25 protein-coding genes are annotated in these 24,329 nt (G+C 67.5%); 12 read left to right on the top strand and 13 right to left on the bottom strand.

The window, feature by feature from the left end; all coding sequences use genetic code 11:
* The first annotated feature begins 183 nt into the window (after positions 1 to 183).
* The 11 genes from KV110_RS07810 (at position 184) to KV110_RS07760 (ending at position 11,175) form a co-directional block, all read left to right on the top strand.
* Complete coding sequence (locus tag KV110_RS07810; protein ID WP_218474690.1) at positions 184 to 1,788, top strand: nitrilase-related carbon-nitrogen hydrolase; 1,605 nt, start codon at positions 184 to 186, stop codon at positions 1,786 to 1,788.
* The gene (locus KV110_RS07805; protein ID WP_218474688.1) at positions 1,785 to 2,594 is read left to right on the top strand and encodes an oxidoreductase; all 810 of its coding nucleotides are present in this window, start codon (positions 1,785 to 1,787) and stop codon (positions 2,592 to 2,594) included. The genes KV110_RS07810 and KV110_RS07805 overlap by 4 nt, the downstream gene beginning before the upstream one ends.
* Complete coding sequence (locus KV110_RS07800; RefSeq protein ID WP_218474686.1) at positions 2,591 to 3,535, top strand: alpha/beta hydrolase family protein; 945 nt, start codon at positions 2,591 to 2,593, stop codon at positions 3,533 to 3,535. The genes KV110_RS07805 and KV110_RS07800 overlap by 4 nt, the downstream gene beginning before the upstream one ends.
* A 10-nt stretch (positions 3,536 to 3,545) precedes the next feature.
* Positions 3,546 to 4,667, top strand: a complete 1,122-nt coding sequence (locus tag KV110_RS07795; protein WP_218474684.1) for an aromatic ring-hydroxylating dioxygenase subunit alpha — start codon at positions 3,546 to 3,548, stop codon at positions 4,665 to 4,667.
* Positions 4,664 to 5,353, top strand: coding sequence for a hypothetical protein (locus KV110_RS07790; RefSeq protein ID WP_218474682.1), 690 nt, complete (start codon positions 4,664 to 4,666; stop codon positions 5,351 to 5,353). Before KV110_RS07795 ends, KV110_RS07790 begins: the two co-directional genes overlap by 4 nt.
* Complete coding sequence (locus KV110_RS07785; RefSeq protein WP_218474680.1) at positions 5,350 to 6,267, top strand: hypothetical protein; 918 nt, start codon at positions 5,350 to 5,352, stop codon at positions 6,265 to 6,267. The genes KV110_RS07790 and KV110_RS07785 overlap by 4 nt, the downstream gene beginning before the upstream one ends.
* Entirely contained in the window at positions 6,264 to 7,031 is a 768-nt protein-coding gene (locus KV110_RS07780) for an SDR family oxidoreductase (protein WP_218474678.1), read from the top strand. Before KV110_RS07785 ends, KV110_RS07780 begins: the two co-directional genes overlap by 4 nt.
* A gap of 25 nt (positions 7,032 to 7,056) precedes the next feature.
* A complete protein-coding gene (locus KV110_RS07775; RefSeq protein ID WP_218474677.1) occupies positions 7,057 to 7,800 on the top strand; it encodes a maleate cis-trans isomerase family protein in 744 nt (247 codons plus the stop codon).
* Positions 7,801 to 7,886: 86 nt separating this feature from the next.
* Entirely contained in the window at positions 7,887 to 9,416 is a 1,530-nt protein-coding gene (locus tag KV110_RS07770) for a class I adenylate-forming enzyme family protein (protein ID WP_218474675.1), read from the top strand.
* A 2-nt stretch (positions 9,417 to 9,418) separates the two neighbouring features.
* Positions 9,419 to 10,615, top strand: coding sequence for a DUF4437 domain-containing protein (locus KV110_RS07765; protein WP_218474673.1), 1,197 nt, complete (start codon positions 9,419 to 9,421; stop codon positions 10,613 to 10,615).
* 314 nt (positions 10,616 to 10,929) lie between these two features.
* Positions 10,930 to 11,175 carry a cold shock domain-containing protein gene (locus KV110_RS07760; RefSeq protein ID WP_218474672.1) on the top strand — a complete coding sequence of 82 codons (246 nt, stop codon included), beginning with the start codon at positions 10,930 to 10,932 and terminating at the stop codon, positions 11,173 to 11,175.
* A 74-nt stretch (positions 11,176 to 11,249) separates the two neighbouring features.
* Here KV110_RS07760 and KV110_RS07755 read toward each other — a convergent pair whose 3' ends face one another.
* The 11 genes from KV110_RS07755 to KV110_RS07705 are packed head-to-tail and all read right to left on the bottom strand — an operon-like array spanning position 11,250 to position 20,715.
* Complete coding sequence (locus KV110_RS07755) at positions 11,250 to 12,074, bottom strand: HpcH/HpaI aldolase/citrate lyase family protein (protein ID WP_246634392.1); 825 nt, start codon at positions 12,072 to 12,074, stop codon at positions 11,250 to 11,252.
* Positions 12,071 to 13,234, bottom strand: a complete 1,164-nt coding sequence (locus KV110_RS07750; RefSeq protein WP_218474670.1) for an acyl-CoA dehydrogenase family protein — start codon at positions 13,232 to 13,234, stop codon at positions 12,071 to 12,073. The genes KV110_RS07755 and KV110_RS07750 overlap by 4 nt, the downstream gene beginning before the upstream one ends.
* Positions 13,212 to 13,613, bottom strand: coding sequence for a Zn-ribbon domain-containing OB-fold protein (locus tag KV110_RS07745; RefSeq protein WP_218474668.1), 402 nt, complete (start codon positions 13,611 to 13,613; stop codon positions 13,212 to 13,214). The genes KV110_RS07750 and KV110_RS07745 overlap by 23 nt, the downstream gene beginning before the upstream one ends.
* The gene (locus KV110_RS07740) at positions 13,610 to 14,755 is read right to left on the bottom strand and encodes an acetyl-CoA acetyltransferase (protein ID WP_218474667.1); all 1,146 of its coding nucleotides are present in this window, start codon (positions 14,753 to 14,755) and stop codon (positions 13,610 to 13,612) included. The genes KV110_RS07745 and KV110_RS07740 overlap by 4 nt, the downstream gene beginning before the upstream one ends.
* Positions 14,752 to 15,150: a MaoC/PaaZ C-terminal domain-containing protein gene (locus tag KV110_RS07735; RefSeq protein ID WP_218474665.1), complete on the bottom strand. Its 399-nt coding sequence runs from the start codon at positions 15,148 to 15,150 to the stop codon at positions 14,752 to 14,754. Before KV110_RS07735 ends, KV110_RS07740 begins: the two co-directional genes overlap by 4 nt.
* Positions 15,147 to 15,656 carry an FAS1-like dehydratase domain-containing protein gene (locus KV110_RS07730; RefSeq protein ID WP_218474663.1) on the bottom strand — a complete coding sequence of 170 codons (510 nt, stop codon included), beginning with the start codon at positions 15,654 to 15,656 and terminating at the stop codon, positions 15,147 to 15,149. Before KV110_RS07730 ends, KV110_RS07735 begins: the two co-directional genes overlap by 4 nt.
* Entirely contained in the window at positions 15,653 to 16,663 is a 1,011-nt protein-coding gene (locus KV110_RS07725) for a RidA family protein (RefSeq protein ID WP_218474661.1), read from the bottom strand. The genes KV110_RS07730 and KV110_RS07725 overlap by 4 nt, the downstream gene beginning before the upstream one ends.
* Complete coding sequence (locus KV110_RS07720; protein ID WP_218474659.1) at positions 16,660 to 17,970, bottom strand: MmgE/PrpD family protein; 1,311 nt, start codon at positions 17,968 to 17,970, stop codon at positions 16,660 to 16,662. Before KV110_RS07720 ends, KV110_RS07725 begins: the two co-directional genes overlap by 4 nt.
* Positions 17,967 to 19,181, bottom strand: coding sequence for a CaiB/BaiF CoA transferase family protein (locus tag KV110_RS07715; RefSeq protein ID WP_218474658.1), 1,215 nt, complete (start codon positions 19,179 to 19,181; stop codon positions 17,967 to 17,969). The genes KV110_RS07720 and KV110_RS07715 overlap by 4 nt, the downstream gene beginning before the upstream one ends.
* A complete protein-coding gene (locus KV110_RS07710; protein WP_218474656.1) occupies positions 19,178 to 20,200 on the bottom strand; it encodes an LLM class flavin-dependent oxidoreductase in 1,023 nt (340 codons plus the stop codon). The genes KV110_RS07715 and KV110_RS07710 overlap by 4 nt, the downstream gene beginning before the upstream one ends.
* The gene (locus KV110_RS07705; RefSeq protein ID WP_218474654.1) at positions 20,197 to 20,715 is read right to left on the bottom strand and encodes a MaoC family dehydratase; all 519 of its coding nucleotides are present in this window, start codon (positions 20,713 to 20,715) and stop codon (positions 20,197 to 20,199) included. The genes KV110_RS07710 and KV110_RS07705 overlap by 4 nt, the downstream gene beginning before the upstream one ends.
* Positions 20,716 to 20,960: 245 nt before the next feature.
* Here KV110_RS07705 and KV110_RS07700 point away from each other — a divergent pair, with 245 nt between their 5' ends.
* Positions 20,961 to 21,968 carry an alpha/beta hydrolase gene (locus KV110_RS07700; protein ID WP_218474652.1) on the top strand — a complete coding sequence of 336 codons (1,008 nt, stop codon included), beginning with the start codon at positions 20,961 to 20,963 and terminating at the stop codon, positions 21,966 to 21,968.
* On the opposite strand, the gene KV110_RS07695 is transcribed toward KV110_RS07700, so the two are convergent.
* Positions 21,857 to 23,179, bottom strand: a complete 1,323-nt coding sequence (locus KV110_RS07695) for a TetR/AcrR family transcriptional regulator (protein WP_246634391.1) — start codon at positions 23,177 to 23,179, stop codon at positions 21,857 to 21,859. The two genes, KV110_RS07700 and KV110_RS07695, sit on opposite strands and share 112 nt — an antisense overlap.
* A 31-nt stretch (positions 23,180 to 23,210) precedes the next feature.
* Positions 23,211 to 24,041: an SDR family NAD(P)-dependent oxidoreductase gene (locus KV110_RS07690; protein WP_218474649.1), complete on the bottom strand. Its 831-nt coding sequence runs from the start codon at positions 24,039 to 24,041 to the stop codon at positions 23,211 to 23,213.
* Positions 24,042 to 24,329 lie beyond the last annotated feature (288 nt).

The following is a 24,329-nucleotide window of genomic DNA, read 5'->3' as shown; positions in this document are numbered from 1 at the left end:
CTAGGAAACACAGTTTCGCAATTGCCATATTGAACCCGTGGCACCAGTGGGTGTCAAGGCGTGCTGCCGGACGCACGAAATCCGGTCCACCCCTGGACAGATCGGCCAGTGCGGTACAGAATCCAAATATGGAAACAGCGTTTCGATATACGAAACGCATTCCGGATAGGAGCGTGCGAGTCGATGACCCGAGTCGCGGCCGGACAACTCGCCGCGGGGACCGACCTCGCGGTCAACCTCGCTGCCTGCCTCAGGATGATCGACACGGCCGCCGACGCCGGGGCCGAACTCGTGGTGCTTCCGGAGTTCTGTAACCACCTATCCTGGTACGACGACCGCGCGCATGCCCGCAGAATGGCCTGCACACCCGGCGACGCATTCCTCACCGCGATCGCCGGACGCGCCGCACGGCACCGGATGTACGTGAAGATCGGCGTCACGCTGGCCCGCCCGGACGGCCGCACCACCGGCACCGGCCTCCTGTTCGGCCCGGACGGCGCCCTACTCGGCGAATCGGACAAGCAGATCCTGATGGGCGCCGAGAACGACTACCTCGACCCGGGCCGCACCGAATCACCCGTCATCGAGACCCCGCTTGGCCGCATCGGCATGTACGCCTGCATGGAAGGCGTGATCAACGAGGTCACCCGTTCGCTGGCGGTGCGCGGCGCGCAGCTCCTGCTCAACAGCCTCAACTCGTTCGCCGTCGATGAGGCGAGCCTGCATGTTCCGGTCCGCGCGGCGGAGAACAAGGTGTGGGTGGTCGCGGCGAACAAGGTCGGGCCGCTGCTGCCCGCGACGCAACTGCCCGCCATCGCGGCCCGGCTCGGGGTGCCCGAGGACCGGTTGCACGGTGCGGGTGAGAGCCAGGTCGTCGCACCGGACGGCACCCCGGTCGCCGTGGCCCCCGCGTCGGGCGAGGCGATCGTCGTCGCCGATATCGACGTCGCGCGCGCTGACGACAAGCGCCGTCCGGATGGCACCGACATAGTGGCGGCCCGCCGTCCGGAGATCTACGCGTCGCTGGCCGCCACCCCGAGCCCGCGGCGGGCGCGACCGGGCGCCGAATCGCTGGCTACCGCACTCGTCGCACCCGACGCGGGAACGATCAAGGACCTTGTCGCCGACGGCGTCGAACTGCTCGTGCTGCCTGAGCTCGCGAACATCTCCATCACCGAAGTTGTTCGGGCACTGCGTGGCTCGACCGCGTATGCCGTACTGACTATGCGCGAAGGCGCGGCACATCACGGGGTACTGGTCGGCGCCGATGGCGTCGTCGGGCGCCAACCCCAGCTGCACCGGACCAACCGGCACCCTTGGCTCATTGAGCTCGGCACAGAACTCATTGTCTTCGAATTGCCTTGGGGGCGAATGGCCATCGTGGTGGGCGACGATTCGCTGCTCCCGGAGACGTTCCGGCTCGCCGCCGTTCAGGATGCGGACGTCGTCGCGGTACCGTGCACTCCGGCCGAGCCGTGGGAGTTGCGGCTCGGATTGCCTGAGCGCGCCGCGGAAAACCGGCTCAACGTGCTCGCCGCGGGTAGTGGCGAGAACGGGCTCGTCGGCGCTGTCTACGCACTCAGTCCGGACTTCACCTTGTGGACCACCTGGTCCGGGCCGTTCACCGGCGTGATCAGCCATCCGATCGTGACCGACGCACCGCCGGGCGCGCTGAGTGTGCGCGCCACCGTACGACCGGCTCAAGCCGTCAATCGCAACGTATCCAAGGGAACCGATCTCGTGGCCGGGCGCCCACGGACCACACACCGAGGACCGGAGGGTTCATGAAGGAAACCGTGCGGCATGTCGCACAGATGGTCGACGAGACACCGCGGGTCGACGTCACCGCGACGTTCGACGAGTGGCGGGAACTGCTGACCGAGTTGAAGTTTCGGATCGCCGAGCGGTTCACGCTGAACCGCGACCCGAGCACCGACGAACTGGACAGCTATGGCGACGCGGCCACCGGACCGGCAGGCAGCCTCGCCGCCTACACCGGTCCCGAGATCGACTGGCTGGTGCATTCCTGGATCGGTGATCCGCGAACGGGTTTCGTCAACCTGCACCTCACCGCGTGGCTCGGCCCGCAGGTCCGGGTGCCGCATCTCGGCACCGCCCTGCTGCTCTGGCCGGACGGCTGGTTCTACGTCGATGCCATCCCACGCGGCGACCTGGTCGGCGACACAAGCTATTTCGACAGTTACTACGCGGCCAACGACGAACCGTGGCTGAAGTTCAAGGAAGAACATCCCGACTTCGCCTGGTTCACCAGCCGCACCGGATTCATTCGGGGCAGCCTGTCACCCACCGCGTACTGCTATTCGTTCCCGTCGACCCGCCCGAATCTCGACACCGTCGCCGATCTGCTGCGGGCCCGGGTGGACCAGTGGCTCGGCTGGGTAGCCGCGGCCGAACCCGTTCCGGCCGAGGAACAATCGGCACTCGCGGCACGGGACCTGGCGATGCGCCGCAATATCGCCGAACGTGACCCCGCGAATGTGATGGGCGAGCGGATGTTCGGTGCGCAGCTCACCGAGCGACTGGTTCGTGCGCTCTGGGGTGGCGACCGGGTCCTGCCGAGGCCTGCCGCATGAGCCTCATTCGTTCCCTGTGGTGGTCCGCTCGCACCGACGGCGACGCGCCATTCGACACCGCCCATCTGAAGGTCTACTACCCCGCGGTTGCCTCCGGTACCGACGCCGAGCGGCTTTCCGGGGTTTTCGCGCCCGACCCTGCGGACGCGCCGTACCCGGTGGTGGTGTTCCTCTCCGGCGTCAATGTCGGCCAGGACTCCTATCGCCGATTCGCCACCGCGATCGCCGAAAGCGGCTTCGTCGTGGTCACCTTCGACCGAGTCGCCGAATTGTTCGGTGGACAGCGCGGACTCACACCGGGGGTGGATCTGGATGCGGCACGCCCCGACGCCTACGGCACCCGGCCGACCTGTCCGACCATCGGCGCCGTCCTGGACGCCCTCACCCAACTGAACGAACTGCCGCCGCTGCGCGGCGCGCTCGATCTGGACCGCATCGCACTCGGCGGGCATTCCGCGGGCGGCACCGTGGTCCTGCAGTCGGCGCGCTTCTTCCCTGGCGTCGCAGCGGTGTTCGCGTGGGGCGCGCACACCATGGTGGCCACCATGCTCGGCTGGGCACCTGGCACTGTCCTGCCCGCCCAGGTGGCTTGCCCGGTGCTGCTCGGCGTCGGCACCAATGACGGCGTGATCAACGGCAGCGCCGACCGCTACGGTGAGGACGGCGCCGATCGGCCGGACCCGGTTGCCCGCACCTTCGCCGAGGCGCTGCCCGATGGTGCGCATCTGCTGGCCGTGGTCGAGGGCGCCAACCACTTCGGCATCGCCGATGCCGATCCCACGGCGGCCCGCGCTTTTCTGGACGGGCCGGACGAAGCGCAGGCGCTCGCCCCGTTCGCCGAACTGACTACGGCCTTCTTGCGCGCACACCTGCGCGATTCGGCCGCGGCCAAGGCCGAGTTGGCCGGGTTCGACCGCGGCATGCGGCTGATCCACCGTTAGGAGCAAGACCATGCTGAAAAACTTCTGGTACGCGGTGGAATTCGCCGACCAGGTCGGCAGGCAGCCGAAGAAGGTGACCTGCCTCGGCCAGGATTTCGTGCTGTACCGCACCGAAGCAGGCATGGTGACCTGTCTGTCCGATCTGTGCGTGCACCGCGGCGGCGCCCTGTCCATGGGTTCGGTGACCGGCGACTGTATCGCCTGTCCGTACCACGGCTGGCAGTACGACTCCGCCGGTGTCTGCGTGAAGATCCCGGCCAATGCGGAGGAGCGCAAGATCCCCCGCAAGGCACGGGTCGACGCGTATCCGACGGTCGAGCGGTACGGGATGGTGTGGGCTTTCCTCGGCGATCTGCCGGAAGCGCAGCGCCCGCCCATCCCGGTGCTCCCCGAGCACGACGATCCGACCTTCCGGCGGGTGCAGTACGAGATGGTGATCGACGCGAATTACGAACGGGCGCTGGAGAACGTGGTGGACGCCTCGCACACTCCGTTCGTGCACGGAACTGCCTTCGGCAATCCCGACAAGCCGGGGATTCCGGATTTCCGTATCCGCACCGGAGATTGGTCCGCCGAGGCCGATATCCAGCTGAGTCCACCACCGCCCAAGGGGCTTTGGGGTCTGCTGGCCAAACGCAAACCACGCCCGGAGTACGTCACCGTCACCAATGGCTGGTATCTGCCGAACCTGGTCAAGCTGCACATCCGGCTGCCGATCGGAGATCTGCTGCTCTACGACTTCAATATCCCGCTCTCCCAGGACCGTACGTTGATCAAGATCATCGGCTACCGCAACTTCTTCACCGGTGGATGGGCGGACGCCAACACCCGCAAGCGGATCGAGATGATCCTGCTGCAGGACCGACCCGTGGTCGAATCGCAACGCCCGGAACTGTTGCCGTTCGACCTGTCCGACGAACTGCATGTGCGCAGCGACGGACTCCAGGTCGCCTACCGCCGCAGGCGCGCCCAGTTGATCAAGGACGGCTGGTGGGTCGGCGGCGACGACATCATCACCGGGGACGTGCCGAGGCGCAAGGCCACGATCATCCCCTCGCCCGCACGTCGCGACAATCCCGAGCTCGCCAGCGCCTGGGTACACAAGGCCCGCAATGGAGGTGCCACGTCATGAGTCTGCCCGCCACGCTCAGCGAACGAACCCTGGACACCGTCCGGGCGGCACTCGGCCTTGCCGTGACCGAGGACCTGTCGTTGACCAGTGCCATGTCCCCCGATCCCGTAGGCAGGCTGCGGGTGTTGCGCGGCGGGCCGATCGACAAGGCCGTCACCGTCGACCTCGTGGTGCCAGCCATCGGCCTGGACAGCCACATGATCTTCGCGTTCACCCGAAGTGATTCCGCCGTACCGCATTTCACGCTGGATTCGGTGCGGGCGGCGGAGTACCACGCGATGCACCTCGATCTGATCCCCCGTGCCGACCTGGCAATCAACCTGCCTTATCTCGATGCTGCCTTCCTGCCGCTTACTCCGCTGTTGGAAGCCGCATGGCAGGTCGACGGATTGTCGCCCGCCGCGATCGGTCCACGGCAGCGGGCGATGATGTCGCCGTGGATGCTGGTGTGCCGGGCCACCGATGACGCGTTCCTGGCACTGGATTCGACCGTCGACAGCTATCTCGAACATTGGCTTGCCTTGCTGGACAAGGGCGTTCCGTCCGTCGAGGCGGATCTTCCCGCCCGCGATCGGGCCAATCGCGCGAATCTGTTCAGCCCGGCGGTGGATCCGGTCTGGGCGCAGGTGACCCGGCTGCTCGGCACCGACCAAGCCGAGCGGGTGCGCGGGGAGTTGGTGTCATGAACACCTCGGCCGCACCGAGCCGCTGGCAGCAGCGGATCGCGGGCGAATGGGTCGGGCGTCCCTCCCTTTTCGATGCGGGCGGCGTGTGGCGAGGTTTCGAGGACATCCGGCGGTCTTCGGTCTTCGAGGATGGGATCACCACCTACTACATGGACGGCGGCCTCAGCGGCGGCGGGGAGCTGGCCGGTCGCTTCGCCTTGGGTGCGCCGTTCGCCTTCGGCGTGCTCGACTCCGACGCGGACCGGATCTACACGGGACCCGACTTTTTCGGCTCGGGCCAGCCCTATGGCGGATTCGTCGACGCGCACTACTACGGCCCCGGCTGGCAGGTGAGCCTGAATACCTGGAATCAGACGATGGGCGATACCCAGGTGTATTCGTCGGTGCTGTACCAGGGCCCGGCCATGGTGGGTGTCTTCAACGGGGTCTATACCCGTGACCCCGCGCTCGTCGATGAGCGTGTCGACACCGAAACACGCTGCGGAGCGGTGCCGTTCATCTATCCGTCGAAGCAGCCGAGCCGCTACGCGGGTGACTGCGAACTATGGGGTGCTGAGCAAAACCTCATCGGCACGCTGCGGGTCACCATCGACATCGAGCCGGTGACCCTGCTCAGTGCGCAACACCGCATCACCTGGTCGGGCCCGATCGATCACCAATATTCGGCGAGTGTCCGGCGCGACGGTGCCCGCTCATTCCACGAAGGGCCCGACGTCTGGGGCAACGCGACCGCCTACGGGCGCGCCAACTATCCGCTGCTGCACTTCGCCGACGGAAGGCGGCTCACCGGACGGGAATTCATGATCGACGCGCAACCGGGTATGGGCGCGGGCAATGCCATCGCCGTCATTTACGAACTGTTCGAACACAATCGGCTCGACGCGGTGGTGCACGGCATGCTGGAGCGGACATGAGTACCGTCGTGGTGACCGGCGGCACGCGCGGCATCGGCCTCGGTGTCGCCCGCGCCCTGCTCGCTCGCGGTCATCGGGTCGCCGTGTGCGGCACTGATGTCGAGCGCATCGAGAAGATGCGCGCGGAGCTGCCGGAAACGGCATTGGTTGCCCCCGCCGACGTGACCGACCGGGACCAAGTGCAGGCCCTCTGGGACGCGGCGAGCGAGCGATTCGGCCGCATCGACGTCTGGATCAACAACGCGGGCATCTCGCATGCCCGTGCGCCGCTGTGGGAATTGCCTGCCGCGCAGGCACGCAAGGTGCTGGAGACCAATCTGCTCGGCGCGATCAACGGTTCCGCGGTCGCCATCGCGGGCATGTCCACGACCGGCGGGCACGTCTGGAATATGGAGGGCCTTGGCAGCGATGGCCGCATCGTGTCGGGCCTGGCCACCTACGGTGCCAGCAAGCGCGCGGTCACCTATCTCACCGAAGCGCTGGCCAAGGAAGTCCCCACGGGGGTGTCCGTCGGCTTGCTCAGCCCCGGCATGGTGGTGACCGACCTGCTCACCCACGGCTACGCCGATCCCGCCGAACTGGCCGAGGCGCGCAAGGTGTTCAACATCCTGGCGGACCGGGTGGAGACCGTCGCGCCGTGGCTGGCCGAACGCGCGGTCTCGCGCACGCGTAACGGCGCGCACGTCCGCTGGCTCAGCACACCCAAGGTCGCGGGCCGGTTCCTGATGGCCCCGTTCCGTCACCGCGACCTGTTCACCGAATGACAACGGCAGCAAGGAGTTCGACCCGATGACCGATGTACTCGGCTGGCGGCGCAAGTTCGGTGTGCTCGCCCCGTCCACCAACACGATTGTGGAACCGGACTTCTACCGCATGGGCGTGCCAGGAGTGACCGCGCATTTCGGCCGCATCCACATCCGCGACCAGAATATGAGTGACGACGCGGGCATGGATCGCCTGCTCGAGCAGATCCGCGCGGAAATGGACTACACCTGCGCGCGGGTGCTGACCTGCGAACCGGACTACATGGTGATGGGCATGTCCGCCGAAACCTTCTGGGGCGGCGTCGAAGGCAACCTGCGGTTCGTCAAGCAGATCCAGGACGCGACCGGACTCGAAGTCGCCACCGGCGCCGAAGCCTGTCGGCGGGCACTGGAACTGTACGGTGCACGCCGCATCGGCGTGGTCACCCCGTATCAGCCGATCGGCGATGCGAACGTGGTGCGCTTCTTCGGTGAACTCGGCTTCGAGGTGGTCGCGATCAAGGGATTGCGTTGTCCCACCGCCGTATCCATCGCGCACGTGACCGAGGACGAACTGCGGGCCGCGCTGCTCGAAGTGGACGGCCCGAAGGTCGATGCGCTGGTGCAATGCGGCACCAACCTATCCATGGTGCGACTGGCCGACGAGGCCGAACGGTGGCTCGGTAAGCCGGTGATCGCCATCAATGCCGCGACATGGTGGATGGCGCTGCGCGACAACGGCATCCAGGACCGCGTGGATGGCGCTGGGTCGTTGTTGCGCGATCACTGACCCTGCCACCAAGTACTCGAAGCCATGGGACGCCCCTGTCCCTGCAACAAGGAAACAGTGTTTCCAACACTGCGAGGAGGAGCGCGATGCCGTTGCGAACGGGTGGATCGGCCTTGTCGATCGCGACCGGTATCCGGGAATTCGGCGTAGCCAGTCCAACGGTCACCGCGGTGGCGGACGGCGATCGTCGACTGAGCTACGCGGCACTCGACGAACGGTCGAACCGAGTGGCCACCGCCTTGCTGAGCGCGGGCCTGCGGGCCGGTGAACGGGTAGCCGTCCTGCTCGGCAATCGCCTCGAGTATCCCGAAGTCGCCTGTGGCATAGCCAAAGCCGGGCTGGTCATGGTGCCCCTCAATCCGCGGCTCACCACCCCGGAGGCCGCCTATCTACTCGCTCACTCCGGCTGCCGCGCACTCGTCGCGGACAACGCCTACGCCGGAATCGTCTCCGATTCGGCGCCGCCAACGGTGTTCTGCATCGGCGGAACGGAATTGGGCCCAAACTACGAAACCGCACTGGCCCGCGCCGATCCCACCGATCCGCGCGCCGACACCGGCGAAACCGAACCGTTCTGCATCGCCTACACCGCGGGCACCACGGGCAAACCCAAAGGCGTGGTGATCAGCCATCGCTCGCGTGCGCTCACCTTCTACGGCGCCGCGCTCGAATGGGGCCTCGGCCTCGGCAGGCGCACCATCGCGGTGGCGCCGATGTACCACGGCGCCGGTTTCGCGTTCGGGTACGCGCCGGTTTACACCGGCGGCACGGTCAGCATGCTGGGCTCCTGGGATCCGGAGCAGCTGCTTCGATTGATCGAATTCGAACGCGCACAGTCGATTTTCCTCGTACCGACGCATGCCCACGCCTTGCGCGCGCTGGGCAAGGAGGTGCTGCGTCGATACGACCTGTCCAGCGTCGACACCCTCTACTTCAATGCCGCCGCGCTGCCCGTCGCACTCAAAGACTGGACTCGGCAAGCCTTTCCGAGCGCGGGAGTCCACGAGCTCTACGGCTCCACCGAAGCGGGCATCGTCGCGAACTGCCGCCCCGGGGACGCATCCCGCAAACCAGGCTCGGTCGGCACCCCATGGCTGATGACCGAAGTACGTCTCCTAGATCACGCGGGCCAGCCGGTAAGCGCGGGCGAGCACGGCGAGTTGTTCAGCCGCTCGCCGTATTTGATGAGTGGCTACCTCGACGACGCCGCCGCAACGGCCGCCTGCGTGACCGAGGACGGCTTCCTCAGCAGCGGCGATATCGCCACCGCCGACGAGGACGGCTTTCTGCGGATCGTCGACCGCAAGCAGGACCTGATCATCTCGGGTGGGGTGAATATCGCGCCGCGCGAGGTCGAGGAGGTGCTGTCCGGCTGCCCCGGTGTGGCCGATGCGGCGGTTGTCGGCGTGCCGGACGGTGAATGGGGCGAACGGGTTACCGCCTTCGTCGTGGCCCTGCCCGGCGCGACCCTCGACGCGAGCGCCCTCACCGCGCACTGCCGGACCCGGCTGGCTGGCCCCAAACTGCCCAGGCAGATCACCATCGTCGCCCAGCTGCCGCGAAGCGCCGCGGGGAAAGTCCTGAAACGCCAACTGCGAGAAGCGAAGGAGACCTGATCATGCGGCCACACGTCGAACTGATCCACGAGGACGACTACATCTGGCACGGCGCCGAACTGATCGGCGGCGAAGGCCGGGCCAGCGAACGGCGGCTGTCGGTGGACGAGGAGGACGGCTCCTCGTCGCTGCGTGTCGACTTCCACACCCACTGGGGTCGCGGTCCCGGTATCCACCACGCGAACACCGAGTACTACGTGCTCGACGGCGTGCTCATCTACGGGGAACGCGTGATCGGTTCGGGCGCTTATGTTTTCGCACCCAAAGGTGTTCCGGTGGATGCGATGCAATTCACCGAGGGAACCAAGATCCTGCACTACCGGGAGTACGGCGACGCCGGTTTCGACCCGGTCGCCGGTCCGGACGCACCGCGCTGGGACGGAGCGCGCGAGGACGTCATCGTGCTGGACACCGCCGCCATGCCATGGCAGCCGGTGCCCAACGCGGGCCCGATGCCGGGCATGGTCATCAAATACCTGCACGTGGACCCCGTCTCCGGTTTCTACACCCGGCTGGTGCACGCCCAGGAGGGCTGGTCGGATCACCGGCTGGCACACCATCCGTGCTTCGAGGAGGCGTACACCACCCAGGGCCACATGGAGTACAACTTCGGCACGCTCGACCTCGGCACCTACTTCTTCCGGCCGGCCCGGGTCAAGCACGGCCACTTCACCACCATGGAGGGCGGCGCCACCTGGTTGCTGCGCTCCGACGGTCAACTGTTCAATTGGTACACCCAGAACGAGTGGCTGCGCTGGGGCGGCGACGCGGTGAACTGGCGGCCGGGTGCGCACCCGGCGCGCTGGTCGGCGTCCAGCCACGACCTCGGCGATCCGCGTTCCCGCAGTGCCGCCGATGTGGCCGATTTGGCCAAGTCGGCCGCGTACTTCCGCGAACGCGAGGGCCTCGACCTTGGCGACTACGTCCAGCACGGCAGCGGGACCGATCCGAGTCTCATCGCGATCGCTAAGGCGGTGGATTTGGCCACACTCGCCGGTGGGCACGGGCACGCGCACGCGTTCGACTGGGGCGCCGACCCGCATGCCCTGGAGCACCCGCACGAACGCACCGACTCCGGCGCGCACAACTGGGGACACGGCCGGTCCTGGACGGAGGGCGACCCGATACCCGCGCCGATCCTGTCCACCCTGCCGGTACGCAGCCGATCCCGCGGCCGGTGGGACGGCGACGGCATGTGAGTTGGAGTGAGTTGGGCCACTGTGCGCTCGCGCGGGCTCTTGGCGATTAATATGGGGTTCGCATACGGACAGTTTCGACCGCGCCGAAGCGGGCATCCCGCGCTCGCGGGGTGCCTGCGCACCGTATCGATTCTGAGGAGATAGTCAACCGTGGCTCGACAGAACAACTCAACGCATTCCAAGCAAGCAGCTAGCAGAACAGCCAAGAACAGCGCCGCTGTGGTCTGGCCCGATCCCAGCCCCCTCGCATCCTGGTGGCAGCAGGTAATGCAACCCGAATCCGGCAAGCGCTCGGCTGCCCGTGGGGCCGCGTAATGCCCGCGGGTGAAGAGTGGCTGCACGGCACCGTCCGCTGGTTCGACACCGCGAAGGGCTTCGGATTCCTCGACGCCGAGGGTTATCCCGGTGGCATCTTCGTGGAGTACTCCAGCATCGACTCCCCGGGCTTCAAAACCCTCACCGCCGGGCAGCCGGTCGTGTTCACCTGTGAGCTGCGACCACGTGGTGTCGAGGCCGTCGCGGTGCGACCACTGGCGCTGTTAGCCACCGCCGCCGCGTAATTTCGTACGCCCGTTGATTTCTCGCACACGCGATCGCCTGCGATGTGGCTTGCGGGAGATCAAGGAGTGTGCGGCTAGTGGTGGGAGCCGAGGAGTCGGCGGGCCCGGCGGATGACCGCCAGGTCCACCATGCGACCCGCGTCGTCGAGGACGACGCCGCCGTCGGCGGCATCGAAGCGGGCCACCAGCGCCCGCGCTCGGTCGACGTCTGCCGCGTCCGGGGTGAATACCGCATTGACTACCGGCAGCTGCGCCGGATGGATGCACGCCCGGCCGCGGAACCCGATGCGCGCCAAGGCTTCTGTCGATCGGCGCAAGGCCGTCAGATCCCGGAAGTCGGTGCGCACCGGCGCGAGCGGCGGCTCGATGCCCGCTGCGGCGGAGGCCAGCACCACCTGAGTGCGCAGGGCCAGCAGCTCCAGCTCGTCGGCGCCCGGTGTGATGCCCACCTCGGCGCACAGGTCCGCCTCGCCGAGTTGCAGGCGCGCCACCCGAGGCGCCGCGGCGATGGTGCGCGCGTCGAGTACCGCTGCCGCGCTTTCCAATAGCGGGCACACCCGGATCGCACCTGGATACGGTTCGTGCGCTCGCAGCAGCGCGTCGGCCGTGTCGATCTGGTCGGCGGATTCGGTTTTCGCCAGGCACACCGCGGCAACCGCGGATAATGCGACCGCCGCCAAGTCCTGCTCGCCGAGTGGGCCCGGGTTCACCCGTACCCAGATGCGTTGTCCGCTCGGCGATACCGTGCGCAGCCAATCGGCGACCGCGGCACGGGCGCTGTCCTTCTCGCGCGGCGGAACCGAATCCTCCAGGTCGAGCAGGACCACGTCCGCCATCCCGCCGAGCGCTTTGTCGAACAGCTCGGGCCGGTTACCCGGAACATACAGCGCCGATCTCACCAGCCCACCTTGCGTTCGCCGGACAACAGCGCCTTCGCGATGATCATGCGCTGAATCTCGTTGGTGCCCTCCCCTATCGCCATCAACGGGGCATCCCGGTAGAGCCGCTCGACGACGAACTCGCGCGAGTACCCGTGCCCGCCATGGATGCGCATGGCCTCGAGGGACGCCCGGATCGCGGTTTCGGAGGCGAAGTATTTGGCCATGCCCGCGTCCATATCCACCCGGTGACCGCTGTCCGCCCGGGCGGCGGCCCAGTAGGTGAGCAGGCGGGCCGCCTGGATCTCGGTGGCCATGTCCGCAAGCTTCAGTTGGATCGCCTGGAAGTCGGCGATGGGCTTGCCGAAAGCCTTTCGCTGCCTGGCGTATTCGAGCGCGCCATCGTAGGCGGCCTGCGCCACACCGACGGCGCGGGCGGCGATATTGATCCGGCCGATCTCGAGTCCCGAGAGGGCCTGCTGCATGCCGCGGCCTGCCACGCCGCCGAGCAGCGCGTCGGCCGGGACCCGCACGTCGTCGAGTACCAGCTCGCAGGATTCGGTGCCGCGGTAGCCGAGTTTGGGCAGATCCCTGCTGATGGTGAAGCCCGGTGTCGTGGTGTCCACCAACAGGATCGACATGCCCTTGTGCGCTGGTTCGGTGATCGAGGTCTTCACCAGGATCGGCAGCGGGTTCGCGTGCCGCGCGTTGGTGATCCACGTCTTGGCGCCCCGGACGACGTAGTGGTCGCCGTCGCGCCGGGCACGGGTGCCGATGCCTTGCAGGTCCGAGCCCGCGTCCGGTTCGGTGAGCGCGATGCCGGTACGGCGGGCTCCGGTCGCCAGTTCGGGGAGGTAGCGGTTCTTCTGCTCCTCGGTGCCATGCTTGGCAATCATCCAGCAGGACAGCGAGTGTGAGCCGATGATGCCCGCGATGGCCATCCAACCGCGCGAGATCTCCTCGAAGACCAGGGCGAACGACACCTTGTCGACGTCGAGCCCGCCGTAGTGCTCCGGCACCGTGAGACCGAACAGGCCGAGCTGTTTCATCGTGTCGACGATCTCGGTCGGGTAGCGACCCTCGTGTTCCCATTCAGTGGCGACCGGCATGATCTGCTTGTCCACGAACGCACGCAGCACGGCACGGAAATCTCGTTGCTCATCGGTCAATTCGAAGTCCATCGTTCTCCTTCTCGAAAACCGGCAGCAACCGGCCGTCGCCGATCTCGCGCCAGCACAACCGCACCGGATCGTCGCAGCGCCACTGTTCGGCACCTACCAGGTTGGTGAGCAGTATCGGGCCCTCGGTCAGGCGCACCCGTGCGACCACGTAAGGCACCTCGAATTCCGGGCCAGGCGCGCGATGCACGACCGTGAACGAGTCGACGACACCGCGTCCGCAGGCTGCTGTCCAGTCCAAGGCTGTCGACCCGCAGCCGGTACAGAGCGCACGCGGATAGTGCTGGAGCTGTTCGCATTCCAGGCAGCGCTGTAGCAGCAGGCGTCGTCCCCTGGTGGCCGCCCACCACGGCTCGGTGATCTCGTCGACGGGCACGTTCATCGGTCTCGCCCCAGGATGACGGTGGCATGGGTGGACATGATGCCGCCGGTGCCGTGCGCCAAAGCTACGTCCGCGCGGCGTACTTGGCGGTCGCCGCAGTCACCGCGCAGCTGGCGCACCGCCTCGACCAGGAGCAGCAGCCCGAACATGCCAGGGTGGCAGTAGGAAAGGCCACCGCCACCGGTGTTCAGCGGGAAGGCACCGCCGGGGCGGATGCGGCCGTCGGCCACGAACTCGGCCGCCTCCCCCGGTCGGCAGAAACCGAGGCCCTCCAAGGTGAGCAGCACGGTGATGGTGAACGAATCGTAGATCTGGGCGACGTCGATATCGCCGGGGCCGAGCCGAGCCATGGCGTAGGCGCGTTGTGCCGAGTCGAAAGAGCCGGGCCGCAACAGATCCGGTGCGGCCGCCATGCTGGCGTGGGTGGTCGATTCGCCGTAACCGAGGATCCGGATCGGGGGCCGCCGCAGGTTTCTCGCGCGGTCGAGCGAGGTCAGCACGACGGCGGCGCCGCCGTCGGTGACCAGGCAGCAGTCGGCGACGGTGAGTGGCGAGGACACCATCGCCGCGTCGAGTACGGCATCGGCGGTGAGTTCACCTGCGCCGTAGCGGTATGCGGCGGGGTTCAGCAGGGCCCACTGGCGAGCGGCCACCGCGACCTCTGCCAAAGCGGCACGGCCTGAACGATGTTCGTGCAGGTAGCGTTGTGCGATCATCGCGTAGTAGGACAACGGATAGAGCGGGCCGTAGGGCGCCTCGAATTGTGCCTGCGAAGTGTGCTCCTCGAAAACACCAGCTAGCGAGCGAGATCTGGCACTGCGCTGATTCGAGGCATGCGAGATCACGACGGTGCGGCATTGATTGTGTTCGATGGCCTGCGCCGCGCGCGCCACATACATTTCGAATGCGGAACCGCCCGCGGCGGTGGAGTCGGTCCAGCAGGGTTCGATGCCCAGGTATTCGGCCAGCTGGACGGTGGAGAACCGGGAGAACCCGGCGGTGGCGATGCCGTCCACATCCCGCACCGTCAGCCCGGCGTCGGCCAGAGCGCGGGTGATGGCCTGCGCCTGTAGGTGCGCAATGGATTTGCCGGTCACGCCGAGGTCGGATTCGGCGGCTCCCACAATGGCGACAGCGCTCATTCCGGCAGCACCGTTGCCCCGGCCGGAGCCACGATCACCCGTGGCCGGTCCCCGGCCACCGCCACCTGCTGACGCACCACGAGTGCGCCGTCCGGGTCGGTCTCGATGACTTCGCCGGTGCAACAAACGGTCTCGCCCGCGAAAGCCATGGCGCGGAAGCGGAAGTGCAGGCGGGTGATTCTGGCGCGTGGCCCGATCCAGTCCAACAGTTGCTCGGCGAGCAACGCACCGAACAGCTGCCCGTCGATAACCGGCGCGGGTAGACCGCGCTCGGTGACATAGCCGGTGTCGTAGTGCAGCCGGTGCCAGTCCCAGGTGGCACCGGCGTAGGCGATCATGTCCGCCTGTTCGATACGCCTGCGCAACGGCGGTATCCGGGTGCCGATGTCGATCACTTCGCCTCCGGTGTCTGCCGAGGGTTCGCAGCCGCCAGGGGGACGTAGATGAGGGTTTCGTCGTTGGTGGCGAGCAGCGCGCCGTGCTGGTTGCGATAGGTGGCGCGGGATCGGACGAAGAGTTTGCCGCCCTTCGTTTCGACGTCGACAATGCGCCAAGCGGCGGTGATGATGTCCGCTGGGCGGGTCGGCTGATGGAATTCATAGGTGTTGCCGCCGCGCACCAGGCTGGTGCCCGGTACCTCGATGCCCCAGTTGTGCCCGGCGAAGCCGTCGTCGTCGCGTGGCAGGCCGGTGAACTGGTTGGTCTCGCAAATCAGTGTCGGCGGAGCGATCACACCGGCGTATCCGTGTGCCCGCGCGTAGGTTTCGTCGGTGTAGAGCGGATTGTCGTCGCCGACCGCGACGGCGAAGTATCGGATCGCCGCTCGGCCCAACGGCTCCGGCGCGGTGTAGGTGACCTCGCGGCCGATCAGCGCGGTGAACTCGGCAACCGGCATGCTCATCGCAGCACCGCCGTCGGGACCACCTCGAGCTGGAACTCCGGGCGCAGCAGGCCGGAACAGACCACCGAGGTCAACGCACAGCCTTCGGGAAAGTACTTGTGCCGCAAAGCATCCAGTTCCGCATACGACTCGACGGCGGCCGGGGTCACGTACTCCACCAACCGGACTACCGAACGACCGTCCGTGCCCGCCTCGTGCAAGACCTCGGTGATGGCCGCGTAGACATAATCGGCCTGGGCAACCAGATCTCCGGGAAACGCGCGCTGGGTGGCCGGGTCGAGGGCGGCGAATCCGGACATGAACAGCAGGTCGCCCGCCAGTACGCCGGGCCGATAGGTCAGCGTGTCATAGCGGCTCCAGCCGGGGTTGACCGTGCGGAGCGGTTCGGTCGATGCGATCGCGTCCAGCCGCACCGCGGGGCCGTTCGCGGTGGGCACCAATATTCCGGCGGCACCGGGGAATACCAGTTGCCCATCGATGCCGCTGCCGCCGAGCAGGTCCCGCCGGGACCGCCCGCAGCGGGGGTACTCCTCGCGCGTGGCCATCCCCGTGTAGTCAGTGGTGTGCACAAGACGCTCCAGACCGAAACCCAATGACTCCAGCATGTCCCGGGCCATGGTCAGGCAGGTGCGATACTGATCGGCGAAACTCGCGGCCGGATTCGGTGGGGTGATCCCCGGTAGATAGACGACGCCGCCCGCAGTTGTGACGACACCGTGCGGCGTAACTACCCGTCCACCGCCGCCCGGCACCACCGTGTATTGCACCGTCACGCCCTGCGGCCGATCAACCAGCCGTTCGACCGGCACCACCGACAGCGTGACCCCTTCGGGGCGGCCGGATGGCGGATCAGCGGACTCAGGCGTGCGGAACTCGGTGACCTGCACCAGATCCCGAGTCGTCGCGGCTACGGACGCCAGCTGCTCCGCTGCCCGCGCGTACGCTTCGGCGCCGCTGTCGCCGGATACCGCAGGTAGCCAGACCATCTCGGACACTACTGAATTCATTGCGCCAACTCCTTCAGCAGTGGGTGCAGATTCTCCTGTTCGGCGAAGGCCAGGATGGTGCCGACGGCCGCGGGTGACAGTCCGTTGCCGATTGCCTTGTCGCGCACGAGGTTGTCGAGGGCCGGGTCGCCCGGGGCGCCACGGCTGCCCGGCACGGAGGCGACGAGATCGGTGCCGTCCCGCAGGCGAATTCGGAGGCGGCCCGGCTGTTCGGCGACCACACCGTCGGCGTCCACCACTCGATGGGTGACCCGAGCGGCGAGGTCGGCGATGTCGGTGCGGTTCACCTGCCGGTAGGTGTCGATGGTGACGCGGCCGTCCAGCAGCATGGCCGCCACGCTCCACGGCAGGCTGAACTTCGCCGCGTAGGCGGTGCGGGGCCGAGCCTTCTCCGGCCCGCACACGATCGGCACGGCGTCCGGATGGACATCGGCCACCACGGATTCGATCCGCTCCGCGTCGACGTCCGCCGTGCGGGCCGCATCCAGCGCCGCATGCAGCACCTGGCACGCCGGGTACGGCTTGACCGTGATTCGGGTGGTCTCCCACCGCTGACCCAGCCCCAGCGACGAATCGATACCCTCGCGCCCCAGCAGTGCCCGGTACAGCCCGTACTCGCCCTCGAACACCGCGCGCGGTCCGGTCACCCCGGCAGCCGCGAATCGTGCCGCGAGAATGCCCGCGTGCGCGGCGAATCCGGGGTGTAGCTGCTTGGTGTCAGCGCCATCGGTGAGGAATTCGAGCAGTCCACCCGCCTGACTCCCCGCGATCCCGAGCGCGTGCGCGGTCCGGGTCGGCGACAAGCGGTACAGCCGCGCGGCCACCAGTGCGGCGGCGAAGACACCGCACACCGACGTCGCGTGGAAGCCACGCGCATGGAATCCGTGCGGCACGGCCGCGGCCAGCCGACAGATCGTCTCGTAGCCGACCACCATGGCGGTCAGTACTTCCGCCCCGGTGGCGCCGGTCTGTTCGCCGACCGCGAAGGCGACAGGAAGCACCGGCGCCGTAGCGTGCACCAGCCCGCCCGTGTGGGTGTCGTCGAAGTCCAGCGCGTGCACCAGCACCGCACCGGCAAGGGCGGCGGCCGGTGCACCGATCCGTTCACCGGTACCTAGAATCGTCGCTTCTGCCGGGCCGCCGAGCTCGCGCGCCACCGTCAGCACGGGTTGCTCTTCCGTCAGTGCCGCCGCGGCACAACCGAGCCCGTCGAGCACGTGGTGGGCGGCTGCGCGCCGTACCGGAGTCGGGATTTCCGCCGACTGCAGCGCGACTGCCCACTGCGCGAAAGTTTCCGCCACGCTCATCGTTCGGCTCCGAAGGCCCCGTCGGCCGCGAGCTTCGCGATCCGTTCATCCGAGTAGCCAAGCAACCCGCGCAGCACCTCGTCCGTGTGCTCACCCCGTTGCGGTGCCCGTCGATGATCGGTCGGCGGTGTGCCCACTCGCACCGGGGATGCGGGCTGCCGGACGGTGCCGAAGCGCGGGTGCTCGGTCGTCACGACGAGGCCGCGGGCAGCGGTGTGTTCGTCGGCGAGGGCCGCCGCCACGTCGTTCACCGGGCCGCAGGGGATCCCCGCGGCGCGCAGGTCAGTGAGCCAGGAATCCACTGTGCGAGTGGCGAATACCTCTGCCAGTCGGTGAATCAGGCGTTTTCCGTTGCGCCCCCGCTCGGCGAAAGTAGCGTAGCCGGGATCGCCACTGAATTCGGCGGCCCCGACGACGGTGTCGAGGATCGCGGCCAACCGCTGCCAAAACTTCTCTTTGGCGCAGCCGACCACCAGCCAGCCGTCGGCGGCGGCGAAGTTTTGGAACGGCACCAGCGACGGGTGCGCCGAATCGCGCAGCCGCCGTGGTCGATACTCGGTGTTCAACGACCAAGTCGCGACGTAACTCAGCATGGTGACGGCGGTGTCGTAGAGGGAAAGGTCGCAGTCCATGCCGACGCCGTCGCGGCGGGCGGCGTGCACCCCGGCCAGCAGCGCGATGGCGGCGACGAAACCGCCGGAGTAATCCACTACGGACAGACCGGATTTCGTCGGCGGTCCCGCCGGGTCCCCGGTGAGCTCCATCCAACCGGCGAGACCCTGCAGGATGTAGTCGTAACCCGGCTCCGCGGAGCGCGGGCCGGTCATGCCGAAGCCGGTGAGCGAACAGCAGACGATCCGCTCGTTGAGATGCCGCACATCGGCATAGGTGAGACCGAGTTTGGCGGGGACGTCGCCGCGCAGGTTCGAGTAGAGGACGTCGGCTCGGCGCACGAGATCGTCGAATACGGCTCGGCCCGCCGGGACGCTCATGTCGAGCGAAACGGATTTCTTGTTCCGATTGAAGGTTTCGAAGAACAGCGAGTCCTCGCCCGCCGTATACGGCGGCACATAGCGACCGACGTCGCCGCCGGCCCGCGGGTCCTCGATTTTGATCACCTCGGCGCCGAGGTCGGCCAAATGCACGCTGCCGAACGGTCCGGCACCGTACTGTTCGAGGCTGATGATCCGGATATCTTCGAGAGGTTTCATCGGCTGAGCTCCCGGATCAGATCGATGAGCCGGGCCTGGCAGGCCCGGATGTCGTGCGGCGGTAGGCCATAGACCGCGGGGCTGAGTTTGACCACATCCGCGGTCCCCTCGTATTTGCCGATCCGCGCCGCGACCTGCTCGGGCGTGCCCGCCGCAACCAGCGGTTCAATCATCGCATCCGGAACCGAGTCGGCGAGCCGGTTCGCTCCGACGCCCGCCTTGCGCGCGGCGATCACCCAATCCTGCTCCGCGCCAAGGCCGTGCGCCGCGAAGAACTCGCGATACCCGGCCACCGAGGCATAGAAACCGACGGTCCCGGCGGCCCGTCGCCGCGCCACGACGGCATCGTCGGCTATCGAACAGCACAGCGAGGCGACCACTTCGAGTCGCGACCGATCCCGACCGGCCTTGGCCAGTCCCGCGTCGAGGCGCGGCAGCACCACCTCGGTCAGATAGCTCGGCGAGCACAGCTCGTGCGACAACCAGCCGTCGGCGATCTCGCCCGCCAGCCGAACCAACTGTGGACCGACCGCCGCCAGATAGATCGGAATCTCCCGGCGTACCGGCGGATACGGTCGCTGATACCCGCTGATGCGCATCCGGCGCACCGCACCTTCGTGCGCGATCGGCGCGCCGATATGCGCTCCCGCCACGAAAGCCCTGATCGCCGTTACGGTGTCGCGCAACCGTGCCACCGGTCGTTCCCACTCGGTCCCGTGCCATTCCTCGATGAGTCGCCGCGCACCCGTCCCGAGACCGAGTACCGAACGGCCCCTGGCCAGTTCGTCGAGGTCGAGCGCCTCCAGCGCGGTGACCATCGGGCTGCGCGTGAACGCCAGAGCGACGGCCGTCCCCACCCCCGCCGTGCGCAATGTCGGCGCGACGGCCGCCGCCGCGACGGTCGCGCTGCGGTGCAGTTCCGGCAGCCACAGCACCCCGGCACCGGCCGCCTCGGCCGCCGTCGCCGCGGCCGTCAGTTCGGAAAGTGTTTCGCCCCAAGGGGCGTAGTCGATTCTCATGGCGCCAATTGCCCGGACTTGGCCTGCGGGAAGTAGTTCTGGTGGTGAGGCGCGTCCCGCTTGTAGACGAGGACGGTGCGCCGCCAGGACAGCACCTCCTCGCCGTCCTGATTGAGCCCACGGGTGCGGAACCCGACAATGCCCGCGTACGGCCGTGAGTTCGACTCCCTGGCCGAGGTCACCACGGATTCGGCGTAGATCGTGTCCCCGGCGAAGACGGGGTGCGTCAGCCGGATCTCTTCCCAGCCGAGGTTCATGATCGCCTGCTGGCTGGTGTCGACGACGGAAAGGCCGAGCACGATCGCCACGGTGAGTCCGGAGTTCACGATCATCCGGCCGTAGGGCGCGCGCTCGGCGACCGCGGCGTTGAAATGGTTCTGGTTGGTGTTCATCGTCAGCAAGGTGAACCAGGTGTTGTCGGCCTCGCTGACGGTGCGGCCGAGCGGGTGCTGGTAGACGTCGCCGATCGCGAAATCCTCGTAGAAGCGCCCGATCTGGGCTGGATGCACGGTCATCGGGGCGGCTCCCTCACAGGCGGGTTGATGACGGTTCTTCACGTAACCACGCCCGCGACCGCCGGTCAAGATTTTGGCAACGCCGTTTCGCTATACGAAACGTATGGGGTTGAGTTTCTCCGCGTTGCAGGACAGATGCCTCAGTCGCCGCACTTGACAGAAGCCCGCCACTGGGCGCTAATGGGCAATCAAGAAAGAAACGCTATTTCGCTACAGGAAACAGCGCGCTCGTCGCTGGAGTCACGATGAACCTTCGAGGTCCCGCCTTCGCGGTTGCCACCCTCTGCACCGCCCTCACCCTCACCACCGCGACAGCGACGGCCGCCGATCCTGTCGGCATCCCGGCAACCATCGACATCCCATGCGCCGCAAGCACCCTGCGGCAGAACGCGGACTGGTATCTACCCGCGGGCAGCCCGCGGGGGTCGATCTGGCTGCAACACGGTTTCGCCCGCACCAATGCCAATGTCGCCTACCTGGCCCGAAGTTTCGCCGCCGCAGGCTATCTCGTTTTCGCGCCGAGTCTGCCGTTTCTGGACATCTCCGGCTGCACCTTGCAGAACCTCGGCGACAACACCGGCTTCCTGAACAATGTCGCCCACCTCTTCGGCACCGCAAGCGATCCCAGCGGCCCGCTCGCGCAAAGCCTTGCCGCGGCCGCACACTCGGCCCGGCGACCGGATCTGCGGATGCCAAGCCAGTTCGTGTTCATCGGTCACTCGGCGGGCGCGGAGGCGATCGAGTACGTCGCCCACCGCCTGCACACCACCTACCCGCAAACCTGGCCCGCCCTGCGCGGCCTGGTCCTGCTCGATCCGGTGAAGTCCTTCCTGGGCAACAACACCGAGCGCGCGCTCACCGATCTCGACACCACCGCCATCCCCATCCTGACGATCTCGGCTCCACCATCGCTGTGCAACAGCCTTGGCAGTGGCACCGCCGCCGTCCAGCAACTGCTCCACCGGTCATACGTCGGTATCCGCATCGACTCGGGCGTGCACACCGATGCCGAGGGCACCAGCGGCGACATGATGGGCGATCTGCTCTGTGGCACGCCGGAAAGCGTGAACATCTCGACGCTGCAAACAGTGGCGATCGGCTGGGCAGGAGACTTTTTCACCGGAACCAGAACGGCCGACTACTACCCCGCCGACGCGCCACGCTCCGACGTCGCCGAGGCCGAGGCGGCGGTCGCCGGCGCGGTGGCCGCCGCGCCTTCCGCCCAGATCCTCACGGGTTCGTCAGCGCGCTGACTATCGCTATCGGGTTGGCATCGCAGCGTCGCCGGTAGCGCGAGCACTTCGGCACCGAATGCGGCGGCGGCAGACGCTATGCCCGGATACGCGCGTAGGTGTGGAGTGAGGGCGAGGTCGTTCAGCATCGATTGGGCGGCGTGAACTCTGATCCGGGCGGGGACCGGGTCGAAGTCCGGGTAGAGCCTGCGGAGCAGGTGGACCCACTCGGCGATGTAGGCGCGTTGCGCCAGCTCGGCGCGCTGCCGATGCGCGTCGGGGAGATGTCCGGCTTCCGCGGCAAGGGTCTGGATGAGGTGGGGATTCTCGAAGACGAAGGTGCTGTAACCCGCGAGTAGGCGTGCGAGGCCGTCGCGGGGGTCGGCGGCCTGGGCGAGTGCGCGCTGCATGTCGATCCGGAGCCGTTCTTCGCCACGGAAGATGGCTGCCAGGAGGATGTCCACCTTGGCCGGAAAGTGGTTGTAGACGCTCGGCCCGGCAATGCCGACGGCGGCACCGATTTCATCCATGCTGACGCTCCCGAAACCGCGGTCGGCGAAGAGCCTGGTCGCCTCGGTGACGATGGCTTCGCGGCGCGAGCGCGCGGCGAGCGGCGCGGGGTCGGTGTCGTTGTCGCGCCGCTGCCCCAGCGTCGGATTCGGTGCGGTGATCACCGCGCCGATGAGTTCACCCAGCAGCGCGCTGAATTCGGGCTCCGGCAGCGAAAGGCGATGGAAAGACACGCTATTGGCGACCGCCAAGGCGCCCCAGGAGAGTAGGTCCGCGGCCACCGGGTCGAGTTCGGGGCGGCGGGCGGCGATGATCTCGGCGAGGCGTGCGCCGATCTGCCTGGCCTGCGTACGAAATGCCGCCCGGTCTCGCACGGACAGATGGCGGGCCTCGCGCCGCCACAGCACCCCGACATCGCGGCGCGCGAGCACGGTCGCGGCGAGCGTGGTCGCGACCTCGTCGGGTTTCCCCGCCGCCGTGTCGACCGCGGCGGCGAACGCGGTCAATGCCTCGTCGACGACCGTTGCCAGCAGGCTCTGCTTGCCACGGAAATGCCGGTACAGCGCCGACGGCCCGATGGCCACCGCCTCGGCGACCTCGCCCATGCCGACATTCGGGTATCCGTTGCGGGAGAACAGATCCGCGGCGGCGGCAACGATCAGTGCGCGCCGGTTCGCTGGCCTGGTGCCACGGGCCGGACGGACCAGGTCCGGCCCGTTCACCACTATCGCTCCCTCGGGAAACCGACGAATACTAGATGTTGAATCCGCCGCCGCAGACCAGGGTCTGCGCGCTGACGTAGTCGGACTCGGGAATGCAGAGCAGGTACACCGCGCCCGCTGCCTCGGTCGGCGTGCCACCGCGACCGAGCGGCACCATCTGCTCCATCGCGGCGAGCAGATTCGGGTTCACGCCGACCTTGATTTCCTTGCCCTGCACGTCGATCGTGCCGCCGGTGCCCGCGGGCGCCTCGGTGAGCCGGGTCTTGATCAGTCCGAACGCGACCGCGTTCACCGTGACGTTGTAGCGTCCCCACTCCTTGGCGAGCGCCTTGGTGAGGCCGATGATGCCCGCCTTCCCCGACGAGTAGTTCGCCTGTCCCGCATTGCCTCCCGTGCCTGCCAGCGAGGAGATGTTGACCACCTTGCGGCACGGCACCGGTTCACCGGCCGCCTTGGCCTGCTTTACGGCCGCCGCGATCACCGGCTGCGCGGCCCGCAGGATTCGGAACGGCGCCTTGAGGTGTACGTCGAGGATGGCGTCCCACTGCTCGTCGGTCATCTTCTGGATCACCGAATCCCAGGTGTAGCCGGCGTTGTTGATGATGATGTCCAGCCCGCCGAACTCGTCGACCGCGGTCTGCACGAACCGTTCGGCGAAGCCGTCCTCGGTGACGCTGCCGACACACGAAACCGCCTGCCCGCCCGCTGCTTCGACCGCGGCTACGGTCTCCTTGGCCGGTTCGGCGTCGAGATCGTTCACCACGACCTTCGCGCCCTCGCTTGCCAGCTTCAGCGCGATCTCACGACCGATACCGCGGCCCGAGCCGGAGACAATGGCGACCTTGCCGTCGAGAGTTCCCATGTGCTTCCCATCAACATTGACTAGCGACTGTTCACTTATTGAACAACAGGTCGTCAGCCGCCGGGAGGAAAACCGCGCGAGCCCCCGGATCTCGTGAGGAGATGCGCGAGCCCCCGCATCTCGCGAGGAGGCGCGGGGGCTCGCGTCATGTCCGGCGTCAGGCGTGCGGCGGGACCTCCCCGACAACAGACCCGGAACCATCTTCGGCTCTACTGAATACCGGTTGATGATGTACGTCACTGCTCTCGGCAGGCGTATACACCTGAATGGGAATGGTGTCATGGCTGA

The sequence above is a fragment of the Nocardia iowensis genome (genome assembly GCF_019222765.1).
Taxonomy (GTDB): Bacteria; Actinomycetota; Actinomycetes; order Mycobacteriales; family Mycobacteriaceae; genus Nocardia; species Nocardia iowensis.
The sequence above is the reverse complement of the archived record's forward strand: the minus strand, read 5'-3'. Positions and strand labels throughout refer to the sequence as shown.

Coding starts and splice junctions, on each gene's coding strand:
- KV110_RS07810 (WP_218474690.1), top strand. CDS start 184: ATGACCCGAGTCGCGGCCGGACAACTCGCCGCGGGGACCGACCTCGCG.
- KV110_RS07805 (WP_218474688.1), top strand. CDS start 1,785: ATGAAGGAAACCGTGCGGCATGTCGCACAGATGGTCGACGAGACACCG.
- KV110_RS07800 (WP_218474686.1), top strand. CDS start 2,591: ATGAGCCTCATTCGTTCCCTGTGGTGGTCCGCTCGCACCGACGGCGAC.
- KV110_RS07795 (WP_218474684.1), top strand. CDS start 3,546: ATGCTGAAAAACTTCTGGTACGCGGTGGAATTCGCCGACCAGGTCGGC.
- KV110_RS07790 (WP_218474682.1), top strand. CDS start 4,664: ATGAGTCTGCCCGCCACGCTCAGCGAACGAACCCTGGACACCGTCCGG.
- KV110_RS07785 (WP_218474680.1), top strand. CDS start 5,350: ATGAACACCTCGGCCGCACCGAGCCGCTGGCAGCAGCGGATCGCGGGC.
- KV110_RS07780 (WP_218474678.1), top strand. CDS start 6,264: ATGAGTACCGTCGTGGTGACCGGCGGCACGCGCGGCATCGGCCTCGGT.
- KV110_RS07775 (WP_218474677.1), top strand. CDS start 7,057: ATGACCGATGTACTCGGCTGGCGGCGCAAGTTCGGTGTGCTCGCCCCG.
- KV110_RS07770 (WP_218474675.1), top strand. CDS start 7,887: ATGCCGTTGCGAACGGGTGGATCGGCCTTGTCGATCGCGACCGGTATC.
- KV110_RS07765 (WP_218474673.1), top strand. CDS start 9,419: ATGCGGCCACACGTCGAACTGATCCACGAGGACGACTACATCTGGCAC.
- KV110_RS07760 (WP_218474672.1), top strand. CDS start 10,930: ATGCCCGCGGGTGAAGAGTGGCTGCACGGCACCGTCCGCTGGTTCGAC.
- KV110_RS07750 (WP_218474670.1), bottom strand. CDS start 13,234: ATGGACTTCGAATTGACCGATGAGCAACGAGATTTCCGTGCCGTGCTG.
- KV110_RS07745 (WP_218474668.1), bottom strand. CDS start 13,613: ATGAACGTGCCCGTCGACGAGATCACCGAGCCGTGGTGGGCGGCCACC.
- KV110_RS07740 (WP_218474667.1), bottom strand. CDS start 14,755: ATGAGCGCTGTCGCCATTGTGGGAGCCGCCGAATCCGACCTCGGCGTG.
- KV110_RS07730 (WP_218474663.1), bottom strand. CDS start 15,656: ATGAGCATGCCGGTTGCCGAGTTCACCGCGCTGATCGGCCGCGAGGTC.
- KV110_RS07725 (WP_218474661.1), bottom strand. CDS start 16,663: ATGAATTCAGTAGTGTCCGAGATGGTCTGGCTACCTGCGGTATCCGGC.
- KV110_RS07720 (WP_218474659.1), bottom strand. CDS start 17,970: ATGAGCGTGGCGGAAACTTTCGCGCAGTGGGCAGTCGCGCTGCAGTCG.
- KV110_RS07715 (WP_218474658.1), bottom strand. CDS start 19,181: ATGAAACCTCTCGAAGATATCCGGATCATCAGCCTCGAACAGTACGGT.
- KV110_RS07710 (WP_218474656.1), bottom strand. CDS start 20,200: ATGAGAATCGACTACGCCCCTTGGGGCGAAACACTTTCCGAACTGACG.
- KV110_RS07705 (WP_218474654.1), bottom strand. CDS start 20,715: ATGACCGTGCATCCAGCCCAGATCGGGCGCTTCTACGAGGATTTCGCG.
- KV110_RS07700 (WP_218474652.1), top strand. CDS start 20,961: ATGAACCTTCGAGGTCCCGCCTTCGCGGTTGCCACCCTCTGCACCGCC.
- KV110_RS07690 (WP_218474649.1), bottom strand. CDS start 24,041: ATGGGAACTCTCGACGGCAAGGTCGCCATTGTCTCCGGCTCGGGCCGC.